We start from the raw sequence: 16,333 nt of genomic DNA on the forward strand, positions 1-16,333 counted from the left end.
CGGCCCCCAATGATCGCCAGAGATAGTTCTTGACAGCCCTGAATTTCAAAAGGGGAGATTTAACTTCCATACCCTAACTTCAGCGCGCCCCGCCTCCAGCGCTCAACCTCCTCACCGAGACCTTAAGCACCAGGCTTCGCCGTCGTCTAGGCCATGCAACAGAATAGATTAAATTAGAACAAATAAATCTATCCCCTTTTGCCCCAAACCCTCACTGCACAAACCTGAATTTCCAAAAATCGCCAAACTTAACCCAATATCGCTCTGCATCCGGTATCAGAAAGCTAAAGTCCAAACACTCCGCATGCCAATCAGGATACACAAGATCCTCATGCGACCTCCCCGCATCCATGTGCAGATAGATCTTTCTATCAAAATTAACATAAAACATTGGTAGCCTTGCAGCTACCTGCCCTGCATAATAGTACGCCTCCGAATCCAACCCCTCGCCTGACACATAATAATCCTCAATCTTTTTGAACAAAGCTCCTACATCGCACCCCTCTACATCGAAAATCCTATCAAAATCCTCACTCAACAAAACGCCGGCTTCAAGCCAACTCACATACTGCAAAAAATTATCTGCCGTCAGCCTCAGAGTGCCACCCCTAAATTCTCTACACGCCTGCACATATTGCTCTTTGGTTATATCGCCCCGCCGAAGATAAGCCGCATAATCTTTTTCGGCATCAAGAGTAAAATTGTACTTATAATCTAGAACCCAATAAAACCGCCCCTCAAGAATGAATAAGCATATGCTTTTTTCACCATTCCAAAGATCCTCTAGCAATTCTGGACTAAACATCATTTATTAAACTCCTTCAAGAACTCCGACTGTGTGTATACCCTGGCATTACTTGAACCTTTCTCAAGCAGCGCCTCCCACATTCTCGGTAGTTCCAGCGCAGTACCCGGCTTACTAGGGTCCACAACCTTAGGTGCTGACGGGTCCCGTGGGACACCGGGCACCGGCCTTTGAGGAACTGCCTTTTCCATTATTTCTTTATGAAGCTTAGCGTCCACATCAAACACCACCACAGAACCATCAGGACGCTTATTTGTCAAATAATAAGTTGCATGATCTGCATTTCCGACGCTAACACAAAGCTGGCCAGCACAGCCCGGATTTATACTGATACTTCCATCAGAGTTTGCGGTAATACGGTACTGGCTTGTTGCTGTGCCCGCTCCACCACCCTCAACTCTAAAATATTTCTCTTTTCCTGGCGTCTCTACTTTGGATCCTTCGACGCTTGGCCTGGATGCAATGATATCCCTTTCCGCCGTCGCCAACTCAGCTAGATTACCTCCCACCTTCGGCTTGAGCCCTGATTCGGTGTAGAAGTACAGCTTCCCGTCCGAAGCAAGGTATTCAAAGCTGCCTGTCCTGCTGTTGAATACGGTCTGGTATCCATCCAGCTTGGCCACATTGGCGCCAACCCCACTGGCATCGCGATACCAGGCAGGTAGCCCGGCCACCTCTCGAGCTGTAGCGCCCGCACCAACCAAGGTGCCCGCCTTCGCTGCCTCCTCGCTGGCGGTCAGCATCCTGGCAACCTGCCCCAGTTTGGCCACGCGATTGACCGCGACAAAGTTCATGTAGAACTGCATCTGCCAGTCCATCTCGACCCTTGCCGCTTCCTCGGGCTTGCCCTGCAGACGCAGCAGGCTTGACTTGACCTCCGCATCCTGCTTGGCCTGCAGGAACGACTTGACGACGTCCTGGGGATTGCTGGCCGAGCTGATCAGTTGATGCAGGATGCCGGTCGTGGTGCGCTCAGGCTGTTTGACTAACCCCTCGGCCAGCCCGGCAAGGTCCTTGAGGAAACCACCCAGGGCATCGCCAATGCCTTTGCCCGCACCGACGGCGTCAGCGCCCAGGTCGACCTTGCCGAAGTTCAGGTTCTTCTGGTAGTAGTCGGCGCCCTTGCCCTTCTGCATGAACTCGCCATACAACGTGTCATCATTGAAGGCGACGCTGTGGTTGATCGCGTAGGCATTGAGCAAGCCGAGCGTCTGCTCCGTGGTGTACTGCTTGTCCGGGTTCTCGATTACCGGTACGTCACCCGTGGCCTCGGGCACATCGAAGCGCTTGGCCAGTGGCGTCAGTGCCTGGGCCAGATACCTCATGGTGACGGGGTCGATGACCAGGCCTTCCTTGGTCAACATCTCCTGCCATTGTTTGTCGGTGAGGTAGGCGAATGCCCGGGCCATGCGTTGCTCGGCCTCTGCGGGGCTGATGCCCTGCGCCTTGGCCAACGCCTCGGCCTGGCCCTTGATCAGGCGCATTTCGTCCGGGTGCGCCTGACGGTTGTACTGGTCGGCCATCTGCGCGACCCACGAACCCTTGTGGATATCGCCCCCGGCCAAGCCGGCCGAGGTCATGCCGATCAGCTGGGCGAATGCCTCTCGCAACTCAGGCTTGGATGCGAAACGCTCCTTGAGCACGCCGGCCATGGCTTGGCTGGCCCCCGCCGCCACGGCACCCGTGGTGAAGTCGCCCCCCGTCGCCGAAGAGATGGCGCCACCGGCCAGTGCGTGCAGCGCGGTGCGGCCAATACCCCCCTCTTTCCACATCGCCGCGGTGCTGTTGTCCTTGGCCGACTCCGCCAGGCTGACCTGCTTGTCGGCATAGGTCCCGATGTTGTTGAAGGCCACGGCAGCCGCGACGGTCGCCGCTTGCGAGACCAGCCCCTGGAGCAGGTTGTCGCTGAGGCTGCCGCCATTGACCGCCGTCTTGACCAGCCCGGACGTCAGGCCGATGGCGCCGGCATGCAGGCTGAAGCCGCCGATACCCTCCAGAGTGCCCAGGTTGAATCCATTGGTTTTGTCGAACACCGCATCGGTGCCGCGCAACGCCGGGGTGATGAACTTCTGCGCCAGCCCGGCGACCGCCATGGAGATCGCGGCATTCTTCAGGCTGTCCTTGCTGAACGTCTCCTTGAGCGCCTTGCCCAGGTTGCCCTTGTTGTTGATGGTGCTGACCGCGCCGGTAGTCGCCAGGCTCGTGGCCCCGGCCAACGGCGCGCCTGTCAGCCCCAACCCCGCCGGGCCCATGGCCACGGCCATCAGAATGGCGATGGCCAGCTGGGCGGCCGGGCCAAGGCCCGAGTTGTTGTACTTGAAGCTGGTATGGATCTCTTGCACTTGACGCCAGTCGACGCCGCCTTGCGCTTCCAGGTCCTTGAGCCAGGCCAGCTTCGGATCGGCCTTGACCATCGCGTCGATGGACTCATGCACCGACTGCTGGTTGACCTGCCGCACATCCGCGCGAATCTTGCCGACGGCGTTGATCAGTACTTCGCCCTGGGCCACCAGTTCGCTCTGACGCAAGGTTTCGTCGCTACGCCCCTTGCCCTTCATGCTGAACCAGCCAGCGTTGGACTTGCTCTTCTCGTGGCTCTCGTCGTGCAGGTCCTTGACCCCTTCGAAGGTGATATCACCCCCGCTGTCCAGGGTCAGGTCGTCGCCGCTGGTGAGTTTGGCCACCTGGTAATGCTGGTCGCCGCCACTCTCCAGGATGAGGTCGCCGCCGGTGCTGATCTCGCTGCCGACATGGCGCACGTCGGTGACTTCGTCGCGGCGGGTCTTCTTCTTGCCCCAACTGCCTTTGCTCTTCTTGTCGTACAGCGAATAGTCGCTGTCGGTCTCGGCCAGCAGTTCCAGCTGGTCACCGGCACGGAGGAAGGCCTCGTCACCGGCGCTGACGCGACTGGAAATCAGCTTGAGGTCCTCGCCGGCGGTCAGCGATATGTCGCCAGCGGCAGTGACGCGGGTGCCGACGTGGCGGACGTGGTCCTCCTGGCGGGTGACTTTCTTGGTCTTGGAGTAGAAGTGCTCCTCGTTGGCCGCCGAGGACAGGGTCATGTCGTTGACGGCGCTGATGGCGATGTTGCGTTTGGCATCAAGCTCGCTGCCGGTCGCGGCGAAGTCATGGCCGGCCTTCATGCCGATATCGCGCCCGGCGCTGATCTGCGAGCCGAACTGCTGCACCGAGCTGCTGCGGTTGTTATGGCCGTTCTGGTAGCTGTAGGTTTGCTCGGCCGAGCCGATCAGCAGGTCACGACCGGTGCGCACGTCCACGTCGCGGCCGGCCTGGAGCATCCCGCCCACGTTCAGGAAATCGCGACCGATGCCCAGTGTCAGGTCATTGCCGGCCTCGATTCGCGCGGTGTTGTCGAGACGCCCTTCGGTAACGAACATGCCGCCCAGCATCGTCTGGGTGCGCTCGTTGATCAGGTCGCCAAGCATCGTGTTGAGGGCAACATCGCGCCCGCTGATGATGCCCCCTGCACCGTTGAACAGGGTGTCGCCGGCCAGCAGGTCGACGCGGCCACCGGCCTGGATCAAGCCGGCGTTGACCAGGTCCTTGCCGGCGCTGGCCGACAGGTTGTTGCTGGCGCGCAGGGTACCGCTGTTCCTCAGGCTTTCGCCGGCGACCAGGTTGACGTCCTTGCCTTCGATCAGCGCCCCGGTCGGCGCCAGGCGATCATTGGCATGGGCCAGGTAGAGCACTGGCACCAGTACCTGCTCGCCCTTCACTTCATGCTTTTCGAGCCAGACGATGTCCTTGGTGAGCGCCGCCACCTGGGCGGAGGTCAGGGTGACGCCCACCGACAGGCCGAGCTGCTCGCGGCTGGCCACGGCGTTGTCCATCAGGTGGCGATACAGTGCCTCGTCGGAGGTCTGGCCATCGATGAAACGCTTGCCGGTGCGGGCGGTCACCGCCTGCTGGATCAGCTGCTGCTCGTAATACCCATCGCCCAGGCGCTTCCAGCTCTGGTCCGGGTCGTAGCCTAGGTTGCCGAGCAGGTAGTCCGAGCTCATAAACTGCTTTAGGTCGGTGAGCACCGGATCGGTCTCGACCAGGTACTTGTGCGGCTGCGGCGCGCGGCTGTTGGCTGGCAGGCCCTGGACCCGGGCGATGGTCTGCGGGCTGACCGCGGTGGCGGCGCTGGACACCGCCTGCGCCGCGGCCATGCGCACGTCCTGCGGCGCCGGCGCGGTGCCCGGCTGGACGATCGGGGTGGCGGTATTGCGTTCGAGCGGGACGGCGGAGCTGCCGCCGCTGGGGCGGCTGATGTCCAGCGCGGCCAGGCCGGGACTGCTGACCTGGGTCTGCTCCAGCGGGGTGCCGGTGCCGACCTGGGTGCGGCTCGGCAGGTTGTCCGCGCCCTGGGCCTGGCCCACCGCCGCGACACTGGCCACATCGGCCCGGTTGTCCAGGCCAAGGCCCTGGCGCTGGTTGGCCGTGAGCTGACGCTCGGTGCCCTGGATGGCGGTGATCGCGGCGATGTCCACCGTACGCCCCTGGACCACCGGCAACAGTTGCTGACGCTGGGCCAGGTCGATGCTGGCACCGCCCAGGGTCCAGTTGCTCGGCGCCGGCGCGGTGGTGCTGGCACCGGCCTGACTGGCGGCCTGGGCGCTCAGGCGGAACAGCCCGGTACCACCGGTGGGCAGGGTGAAGCCGGGCAAGGTCAACGGGTTGACCTGGCGCTGGGCGAGATCTGGCGGCAACTGTGCGTTGATCTTGACGACCGTATTCCTGACCTGGCTGCCGGCCTGGGTGTCGGCGGCATTCAAGGCCTGGCCGGCATAGCCACTGCCGCCACGGGTCACTCCATTGCCCAGGTTGCGACTGGCGCTGATGTTCACCGCACCGACAGCCTGGATCACCGCGTTGGAGCCAGCCCCTGTGTTGGTCCGTGTTTCACGATCGTCGACGAGGGAATATGTGTGGAAGATCGCCGGAATCGCAACGCCGGAATTGGGACGGTAGTAAGGATTGGCCTTGCCCGTGTTCTGAAGGTGCTGTGCTACCCCTACGTAGTAGCTGCCGTCGTTGTCATACACCTCCTCCTCGTACATGAACTGGGTCTTGGCGTTGTACTTGACGTACTCGTACACCCCACCACCTGGTCTGATCAGGCTCTCCCACACCCAATAGCGCTCGCTGTCGTTGGGGTTGCGGAACTGGCGGGTGCGCACCACGGATTCATTGGCCGCGCCTTCGTTATTGAAATCGCCGGTGGCGATATCGATCGAAGCCCCGGCACTGATCGCACTCTGGGTGTTCTCGAAACTGTTCGACTGCGCCTTGAACGTGGAACCTGCGTTGATCGAAGCCGCCGCCACGTCGGAGTGGAACGAGCGCTGTATCTCTTCAGTCAGGTAGTAATACAGGTCGTAGTGGCGGCCTTTGCAGTCGATGCAATGATAGGTAATGGTCCCGGAGACGACTTGCTCGGGCGCAGAGAACGAATCGCGGCGGTTCTTGATGGTATCGGCATACAAGGCCATCGCCCCACCGCTTTGCAGCGTGGCGGAAACGTTCTCGATCAGGCTGGCCCACCCCTGCGCGGCATTGGCCGCCACCATCAGGCCGCCGAGGCTGTACACGGTGGCGAAGCGGTTGGTGAAGCTGCCGGTCAGCAGGCGCATGTCACCGCCGCTGGAAATCAGGCTCTGGCCAGCGGCACTGCCTTCGTTGCGCAGTACCTGGCTGACCAGGTCGAGCTTGCCGGCGCTGCCCACGGTGCCGCTGTTGGCGAAACTGCCGGCATTCAGGGTCAGGTCGCGACCCGAGGTGATCCGCCCCTGGTTGATGAAGGCACCGCCACTGCTGACCTGTACATCGCCGGCACCGGCAATGCGCCCGCCGCCCAGCACCTGCACGCCAGCGGCGCTGAGGCCGAGGTTGCCCAGGCTGGTGGCCTGCCCGCTGCCGGCGTACTGGCCGCTCAGGGCCAGGTCGAGCGTGCCGTTACTGGCGATCAGGCCGTTGTTGGTCCAGTTGCCGCCGCGGCCCACCAGGCTGGTGCTGGCCAGCAGCTGGCCGCTCCCGGTCAGGTTCAGTTCACCCACGTTGACGGTCAGGCGCGCGGCCTGGACCGCGCTGCTGTTGGTCCAGCTGGCGGCGTTCAGGGTCAGGCCACCCAGGGTGACGATATCGCCGCCGGCATTGCCCAGGTTGGCCATGCCGATCTGCAACTCCCCTGCCCCGCCATGCAGCAGGCGGCCGCCACCGTTGAGGAAACTGGCGGCCTGCAGGGTGAAGTCCTGGCTGGCGACTTCCAGCACGCCATTGCGGTTGTCCAGCACGCCAGCCAGTTGCAGCGTGGTGGTGCCAGCGCTGCCCAGGCTGCGCAACTGGCCGCCCTGGTTGTTCAGGCTGACGGCGCTGAGGCCGATGCGGGTATCGCTCTCGACGATGCCGCCGACGTTGTCGAAGGCGCCACGCAGGGTGAAGTCCAGCGCCTGGCCGGCCAGTTGACCACCGGCGCCGTTGTCCAGGTCGGCGGCGTCGATGTTGACCTGGCCCAGGGCGTACAGGCCGCCACCGCGGTTGTTCAGGTTGCCGGTATGGATTTGCAGCGTGCCGGCTTGCGCGGCCAGGCGGCCGCCGCTGTTGTCCAGGCCGCCCAGGGCGATCAACTTGAGCTGGCGCGCCTGCAGCGTGCCGCCCTGGCCGTTGCGCAGCAGCCCACCGACCTGGGCATCGAGCAGCCCCAGCAGGCTGGCGATGATGCCGCCACGGTTGTCGACGCTGGCCGCCTTGAGCAGCAGGTTGCCGTCCTGGGCGATCAGCTTGCCGCCCTGGTTGTCGACAGCGCCGCTGGTGACGTCGACGGCGCCCTTGGCCTGCACGATGCCGGCCTGATTGCTCAGGCTGGCGGTTTTCAGGGTGATGGCGCCGGCCTGGCTGTAGAGCAGGCCGTCGCGGTCGTTGTGCAGTGCGCCAGTGAGGTTCAGGCCCAGCGCCTGGTTGGCGGCCAGGGTGCCTTTGTCGCTGTTGTCGAGGCTCGCACCGTTGAGATCGAGGTAGGTCCGGCTGATCAGGCTGCCGCCCTGGTTGGCGATGGCCGCGCCGCCGCGAATCTGCAAGCCGCTGCTGGCCAGCAGCGTGCCCTGGGCATTGTCGAGCTGGCTGGCAAGGTCGAGGGTCAACGTGTTCAGGCCGACCAGGGTGCCGCCGCGGTTGTTCAGCGCATTGGCTTGCAGGCTGAACGCGGCACCGGCGTCCACGCGCCCGCCCTGGCTGTTGTCCAGGCTGCCACCGCGCAGGTCGAGCTGTTGCGCCCCGGTGCTGGCGAGATAACCGCCCCGGTTGTCCAGGCCAGCAGCCTTGATGCGTAGCTGGCCCAGGCTGACCAGTGCCCCCCCGGCACTGTTGTCCAGCGCTCCGGCCAGGGTGATACCCAGGTCGCCGTCGCGGCTGGACAACGTGCCGTTGTTGCGGTTGTCCAGGCTCGCGGCATTGACGGCCAGGCCCTGCCAGCCGGAGACCAGGCCGCCCTGGTTGATCAAGGAAGTGGCGCCCAGGGTCAACTGTTGGCTGCTGATCAGCCGGCCATTGCTGTTGTCCAGCGTGCGCGCGGCGAGGCTGAAGCCCAACGGACTGGAGATCTCGCCCTGACGGTTGTCGAGGTCGCGTAGGTTGCTCAGGGTCAGCTGGCCCTTGGTGTGGATCAGGCCAGCGCGGTTGTCCACGTCGCCGCCGGCGATGCCCAGCAGCAGCGCCAGGCTGCGCTCACCGAGCAGACGACCGCCCTGTTGGCTCAAGCTGTCCGCGCTCACCTGCGCGGCGCCCTTGGCGGAGATTTCACCGCCGGCATTGCGCAAGGCGGCCGCGCCCAAGGTCAGGCTGTCGAGGCTGTTGATCAGCCCATTACCGCCATTGTCCAGCGTCCCGGCGCTGGTCAGCGCCAGGTGCGAGGCGGCGAGCAACTTGCCGCCCTGGTTGTCCAGGCCTTTGCTGGTAACGTTCAACTGCCGGCTGGCGCTGATCTGCCCGCCCTCGCGGTTGATCAACTGACCGTCGATATCCAGGGTCAGGTCACCACGGCTGGTCACTGCCCCGCCGCTGTTGTCCAGGCGTTGCGCCTGGACCGACAGGCTGGCGGCGGCGATCTGGCCCTTGACGCTGGTCAGGGCGCGTTCGACCACCAGGGTCAGCCCCTGCTGGCCGAGCAGCTTGCCGTTGCTGTTGTCCAGGGTCGTGGCGGCCAGGGCGAAGGCCTTGGCGCTGGAGATCTCGCCGCCGCGGTTGTCGACCTCGGCAAGGCGCTTGAGCAGCAATTGGCCGGGGGTGTTGATCAGGCCACCCTGGTTGTCGAGCTGGCCGTGGTTCAGGTCCAGTTCCACACCCGCGTCGGAGTACAGGGTACCGCCGTGCTGGCGCAGGCCGTTGACGTTGGCGACCAGCGCCTGCCGGGCGGTGATGCGTCCGCCGCTGTTGTCCAGCAGGCCAGTGTCGATTCGCAGCAAACCGGCGCTGGTCAGCCGCGCGCCGTCCTTGCTGTCGAGGCTGTCACTGGTGATGCGCAGGTCGCCCTTGGCACTGACCAGGCCCGCCTGGCCGTTGTCCAGGTGCGTGCCGCTCAAGGTGATCTTGCCATCGCCCAGAAGCTTGCCGCCCAGGTTGCTCAACGCGCCCTGGCTGGACACGACGAGATCGCCGGCGCTGGACACTTCGCCACCGGCATTGCTGATGCTGGCAGCCGCCATCGACAGCGCGCCCTCGCTGGCAATCGTGCCCTTGTCGTTGTTCAGCGCGGCGCTCAGTTGCGCATCGATGCCCTTCTCGGCGCGTACCTCGCCCTGGGCGTTGTCCAGGCGCACCCCGCGCAGGGCGAGCCGGTCTTCGCTGGCAATCAGGCCAAGGCGGTTGAGCAGCGTCTGGTGCTCGACCGTCAGTGCCCCCTTGGCCTTGACCAGGCCGCTGTCGCCGTTGTCCAGGGTCAGGCCTGCGAGATGAACGGCGCCCTGGCCGGAGATTTCGCCGTTGCGGTTGTCCAGGCTGGCGGCCTTGACGTCGAGCAGGCCGGTGGCGGCCAGCAGGCCCTTGGCGCGGTTGTCGACTTTATCGGCGGTCAGGTCCAGCACGCCGCTGGCCTCAACTGTGCCGGCCTGGTTGTCCAGCTCACCCAGTTGCGCGCGCAGGTCGGTCCTGGCCGACAGCTTGCCCTTGCCGTTGAGCACATTGGCCGCCTCGAGCAGCAAGCGGGCCTCGGCCGAGACGATGCCCAACTGGTTGTCGAGCCGGCCCTGCACTTTCAGGTCGATATCGCTCAGGCTGTTGAGCGTGCCCTCGGCATTGTTCAGGGCATTGGCGCGCACCAGCAGGTGGCGCGCGCTGATCATGCCGGCGACGTTGTCCAGCTGTCTGGCGATGCGCAGGGTCAGGCCCTGGCTGCCAAGCAGCTTGCCGGCGCTGCTGTTGTCGAGGCTGTCGGCAACCAGTTCGTAGCCCTGGTTGCTGTTGATCTGGCCGCCACGGTTGATGACTTCGCCGAGGTTACGCAGCAGCAACTGGCCTGGGCCACGGATCAGGCCATTGCTGTTGTCCAGCCGGCCATGGTTGAGGTCGAGGCTGAGATCCTCGAGGCTGAACAGTTCGCCGCCCTGTTGGTCGAGGCGGGAAACGCTGGCCAGCACCTGGCGCCCGGCGATGCTGCCGGCGGCCTGGTTGCCCACCGTGGTCGCGACGAGGTCCAGGCGCTGGCCGCTGCTGAGCAGGCCACCCTGGCCGTTCTCCAGGGCGCCGGTGCGCACCGTGCTGTTGCCTTCGGCGGTGATACGGCCCTTGTTGCGGTTGTCCAGGCTGGCGGCGCTCAGTTGCAGCTGGCCGTCGGTCTCCAGCGTGCCGCCCTGGTTGTCCAGTGCCGTGGTGCTGGTGATGCGCAGATCGCCCTTGCTGGTGACCTTGCCGCCCTGGTTGAGCAGCGTGACGCCTTCGAAAGTCAGGCTGCCACTGCTGTCGATCAGGCCTTTGTTGTTGTCGACTACGGCATCGCGCAGCGGCTGGCCACGGTCCTTAAGTACCACCAGCAGCGAGCGCCCGGCGCCCAGGCTGCCACCTTGGTTGTCCAGGCGCGCGCCACGCAGCTCGACGTCGCGGCCCGACACCAGGCCCTTGTTCTGGTTGACCAAGCGCGCCACGGTCAGGGCCAGGCGGTTGTCGGCGATCAGCCGGCCACCTTCGCTGTTGTCCAGTTGCTCGGCCTGCACCAGCACCTGCGCCTGGCTGGCCACCCGGCCGCCTTTGTTATCGATGTCGCCCACCTGCAGGTCGACACCGGCATTGCCAACCACCATGCCACCGACGCGGTTGTCGAGGGCGGCACCGCGCAGCGCCAGGCTGCCTTCGGCGACCAGTTCGCCGCCCTGCTGGCGCAGGGTGCCGATGCGGGCATCGAGGTTGGCGCGGCTGGCGATTCGCCCCTTGCCGTTGTCCACTTCGTCGGCCTCGAGGTCCACCGCCGCGGTGGCGCTGAGCAGGCCTTCGCGGTTGTCCAGGTGCCGGCCTTTGAACACCAGGATGGCGCTGCTGCGCAGCACGCCGTTGCGGTTGTCCAGGGCATCGACGAACAGTTGCAGTTGGCGATCGGCGTGCAACACGCCTTTGTGGTTGTCGGTGCTGGCGCTACGCAGGGTCAGCAAGTCCTTGCCGGACACCACCCCGCTGCGGTTGTCCAGGCGACCGAGCAGCAGCTCGATCAGGCCCAGGGCGCGCACTTCACCGCCCTGGTTGTCGAACAGGCCGCCGACCTGCGCCTTGATCCGGCCATCGCTGGCCAGGCTGCCGCCGACGCGATTGTCCAGGCTGGCGGCGGTCACCTGCAGGTCCTTCTGTGACAGCAGCGTGCCGCTGCGGTTGTCCAGCGCTCCCTGCAGGGTGAGCAGGGCCGCCTGGTCGCCGATGATGCCGCCGTCACGGTTGTCCAGGCTGCCGGCCTCGATACGGGTGACCGCGCCACTGGACAGCTCACCGCCGACGTTGGCCAGCGCGCCGCTGACCGTTACCGTCAGGCCTTGCTCGCCACTCAAGGTGGCATCCTGGTTGTCGAGGCTGGCAGCGCTAGCTTCGAGCCGGTGGCCAATGATCAGGCCATTGACGTTGCGCAGGACCTGGGCGACCCGCAGCACCAACGCCTGGTCGCTGCGCACGCTGCCGTCGCCGTTGTCCAGGCTCGTCGCGATCATTTCGAAGGCTTGGCTGCTGGAGATTTCGCCGCCACGGTTGTCAACGCTGTCCAGGCGCTTGAACAGCAACTGGCCGTTGCTGCGGATCAATCCGCCCTGGCTGTCCAGGTGGCCGCCGGAAAGGTCGAGGGTAAGGTCGCCGTCGCTGGTCAACTTGCCGCCGCCCTGCTGGTCGAGGCGCCCGACCTCGACCACCGAGGCACCGTGGGCGCCGATGCGGCCACGCTCGCTGTTGTCCAGCTCGCCGGCCTTGAGGGTCAGCGTGTCGCCACTGGTCACGACGCCCTTCTGGCGGTTGACCAAGGTGTCGGCCGTCAGGCGTATCGGGCCCTTGCCGGTGAGCAGGCCCTTGTCGCTGTTGTCCAGGCGCTGGCCGGTGAAAGTGATGGTCTGGCTGCCGTTGACCACGCCGGCGCGATTGTCCAGCTGACGGGCTTGCAGGGCGATGTCGCCCTGGGCGGCCAGACGCCCCATGCGATTGTCCAGATTGCCGCCGAGCGTCAGCGCCAAGCTCTCACGGGCCTCGATGACACCGCCTTGGTTACCCAGGCTCGCCGCCTGGAAGTCGAGTACCTGCCCGGAGATGCGCCCCTTGGCGTTGTCCAGCGCCTGGGCGATGCGCAGGGTCAGCGACTGCTGCGAGAGCAGCTTGCCATCCTGGTTGTCGAGTGCCTCGGCGGCAAACGTGTAGGTCAGATCGCTGGATATCTCACCGGCGCGGTTATCGACCCGTGCCAATTGCTGCAACAAGAGCTGGCCCGGCGCATTGATCAGGCCGCCCTGGTTGTCGAGCAGACCGTGGTTCAGGTCAAGGAGCAGGTCCGCGCCGCTGAACAGCTGACCGCCGTTGGCCTGGCGCAGGCCTTTGATACGGGCGACCAGCGACTGGCCGGCGTGGATACGCCCGGCGTCGGTGTTGTCCACCTGGCCGGCGTTCAACTCAAGCCCCTGTGCCGCGTATATCTGCCCGCCGGCGTTGACCAGGCCCGCGGTGCCGACCTTTGCCTGGCCCTGGCTGCTGATCTGGCCTTGGTCGTTGGCCAGCGAACCGCTGTCCAGTTGCAACTGCTCGGCGGCCACCACGGTACCACTGCGGTTGTCCATGGCCCCTACGCTGGCAACCGTCAGCTGGCGGTCACCCTGCAGGCGCCCGGCACGGTTGTCGACGCTGCCCGCGCTCAACGTCAGGTCGGCGGCGCTGATCTCGCCACGCTGGTTGTCCAGCGCGCCGTCCAGGCGCAGCCGGGACGCCTCGCGCGCCTTCAGCTTGCCGTCGGCATTGAGCAGACTGCCCGCCTGCAGGTCCAGGCCCTGGGCCGAGACCAGCCCACGGGTGTTGTCCAGCAGTTGCGCGACCCGCAAGGTCAGTGCCTGCTCGGAAAGCAGCTTGCCGTCCTGGTTGTCCAGGCTGTCGGCAGCCAGGCTGAAGCCCTGCTGGCTGGAGATCTCACCCCGGCGGTTGCCAACCGTGGCCAGGTTGCGCAGCAGCAAAACGCCCGGGCTCTGCAGCGTGCCGCCTTCGTTGTTCCAGTGGCCACGGGAAAGATCCAGGGTCAGGCCCTGCGCGGCACTGATGCGCCCCTGGCGATTGTCCAGCCCGGTGCTGGTCAGCAGCAGGCTGCCGTTGCCGGCGATCTGCCCCTCCAGGTTGACCAGGCTGCCGGCCTGCAACACCAAGGCCTGCTGAGCCAGCAACCGGCCCCGGCTGTTGTCCAACTGGCCGGCGACTGTCAGTTGCAGACCTCCACGCGCCTGCACGGTGCCGTCCTGGCCGAGCAGGGTCGCGGCGCTCAGCGTCAGCTGGTGGCCGGCGATCAGACCGGCGCTGTTGGCCAGTTGCCCGGCAATCTGCACCCGCAGGTCATTGCCGCCGAGCAGCTTGCCGGAGGTATTGTCCAGTTGCCGCGCCACCAGCGCATAGGCCTGGCCGGCGGAGATCTCGCCGCCGCGGTTGTCGACGGTCCCCAGGCGTTGCAGGGTCAGTTGGCCCGGGGTGGTGAGCAGGCCGCCCTCGCTGTTGTCCAGGTGGCCGTCGGCCATGTCCAGGGTCAGCACCTTGGCGCCGTGCAACTGGCCCCCGCCGCGCTGGTCGAGCTGGCCGAGGCGCGCCGTGGCCTGGCCATCGCTGGCGATGCGCCCGGCATTGCGGTTGTCGACGCTGGCGGCCTGCAGTTGCAGATCCTGCCCGGCGGCCAGGGCGCCGACGCGGTTGTCCAGGCGCCCGGCGACGGTGATGTCCAGCGCCTGCCCGGCGCTCAGTCGGCCGCTTTGGTTGTCCAGCTGGTTGGCGCCCAGCGTGTTGCGCTGCGCCGACAGCTCGCCGCCGCGGTTGTCCAGGGTCTGCGCGGTGACACGTTGGGCCTGCCCGGCGCTGATCAGGCCGTTCTGGTTGCCCAGGGTCTGTGTCGCCTGCACGGTCTGGTCGCGCCCGGCCAGCACCCTGCCCTGGGCACTATTGTCCAGGGCGGCGCTGGTGATCCGGCTGTCCTGCCCGGCACTGAGGGTACCGCTGCGGTTGTCCAGCTGCCCTTGTACCGCGAGGTCCAGGTCGCGGCTGGCGACGATGCTCTTGCCGCTGTTGACCAGTTGCCCGCTGGCAATGCTCACGTCCCCCTGGGCGTTGCGGCTGCCATCGGCGCTCACGCCGGCCTCGATCACGCCGAGGTTGGTCAAGGTGCCGGTGGCCTGCAGGTTGATCTGGTTACCGGCGGTAATCGCCTGGCGTGATGTCAGGTCGGTACTGCTGCGCACCTCGACCTGACTGGCGCCGTGCACCGGCCCTTGCAGATCGACACCGGCGGCCTGGAGCCTGACCGCACCGCTGGCGCTGGCCTGGGACAGGCTCAGCTGGCCGTTGGCATCGAGACGAATATCGCCGCCACTGGCCGCCACGTCCCCTGCCAGGCGCACACCGACGCCCGCCTCGGTACCCACCAGGCGAATTGCCCCGGCGTACATGCCGCCCAAGGCACTGGAGTCGATGGCCAGGGCCGGCGCATCGGCCGCGTTGCCGGCGCGCGGCGTCGCGGCCAGGGTCTGGGCGTCGACATCGTTGCGCCCGGTGATGACGTTCAGTTCACGGGCCCGCAACTGGGCGTTCAGGCGCGCCGAGCGGGTGATGATGTCGAAGCGTTCGACGTTGTCGGCGTTGAGCCCCGCGCCCTCCAGCGCCACGCTGCCGCCATCGACCTGATAGCCACTGAGCGCGCCACGGCCATCGAGCACCGGCTTGCCGGTGCTCAGGGTCACTTGCGGCGTGTTGATGAAGCCGCAGCCATCGCAGGTGATGCCGTGAGGGTTGGCGACGATGACCTTGGCCGCATGCCCGGCCACTTCGGTATAGCCGCGCAGCTGACTGGCGTTGGCACCGTTGACCTCGTTGAGGATGACATTGGCCGCCGCCCCTTGCAGGTTCGGGTTGCCGACGATGATCCCGCCCAGCTGGGTGGATTGCGTGCGCTCGGTGGCGTTGTTGAGGATCAGCCCCTGCTGGCCGACGTTGTAGTCGCTGAACTGGTTGTGCGACAGGCCGCTGCCGTTGGGCGCGGCGATGTTGACGATCGGCACGCCGTTGCCCGCCTGGCCGAGGCTGGTGCCCGGCCCGCTGACCACCACGCCCTCGGCGGCCTGCGCCCACAGCGGCTGCCAGAACATGGCGTTGGCCAGCAGGAACGCCAGGCCACGCTTGGGCAGGCCGCAAAATTGCTCACGGGGCTGAATTTCGGCCGAGCGTTGGCGGGCCAGGAAGGCAAACAGGCGGACGTCCATGTCAGTTCTCGAGGGTCAGGCAGTCAAATGCATGCGCCAAGGCGCGAAGGCGCCGGGCGAATGTTCTGCTTCAGCAAGTCGGCAGGGTCTGGAGCGTGGCTGCACGAGCATTGCAAACTGGCGCGGATACTATGTGGCCATCATATTGACGTCAATTTGCCATCATTCGGTTTTTTGTAACTTGTCCGTGCACCCTGTTTGAAAGCATTGGAATAGAGCAGTTCGAGCAAAAAAATATTTTTCTTGGGTCAGGCGGCAGGCTATGCGCAACCTCTGCAGCAGCGACCCTGTGTCGCGAAACGGGCACGACACAGCCCTTTCGCGAGATCAAACCGCGCTCATGGAACTCCACATAACTTTTTGACTTGGCAGGGACCTGAGGGAGCAAATGTCTTGTCTTGCCTGCGTAGGCTACGCCCCACAGTTACAGCTCTTGGTGTCAAAGCGGCGCGTACCCTGTAGGAGTGGGTATACCCGCGAACACCGGCAGAGCCGGTGCCATCCACCGCGCTGCTTGCTTCGCGGGTAAACCCGCTCCCACAGGGGAACGCGAAGCCCCCCGACTACCGGCTTGCGG

2 protein-coding genes are annotated in these 16,333 nt (G+C 65.2%); both read right to left on the minus strand.

Going from position 1 to position 16,333, the window contains the following annotated elements; all coding sequences use genetic code 11:
- Positions 1–211: 211 nt before the first annotated feature.
- Positions 212–808, minus strand: a complete 597-nt coding sequence (locus tag PRtIB026_RS16980) for a hypothetical protein (protein ID WP_324256548.1) — start codon at positions 806–808, stop codon at positions 212–214.
- The gene (locus PRtIB026_RS16985; RefSeq protein ID WP_267812558.1) at positions 805–15,756 is read right to left on the minus strand and encodes a filamentous hemagglutinin N-terminal domain-containing protein; all 14,952 of its coding nucleotides are present in this window, start codon (positions 15,754–15,756) and stop codon (positions 805–807) included. The genes PRtIB026_RS16980 and PRtIB026_RS16985 overlap by 4 nt, the downstream gene beginning before the upstream one ends.
- Positions 15,757–16,333 lie beyond the last annotated feature (577 nt).

This window comes from Pseudomonas sp. RtIB026 (assembly GCF_016861355.2).
Taxonomy (GTDB): domain Bacteria; phylum Pseudomonadota; class Gammaproteobacteria; order Pseudomonadales; family Pseudomonadaceae; genus Aquipseudomonas; species Aquipseudomonas peradeniyensis.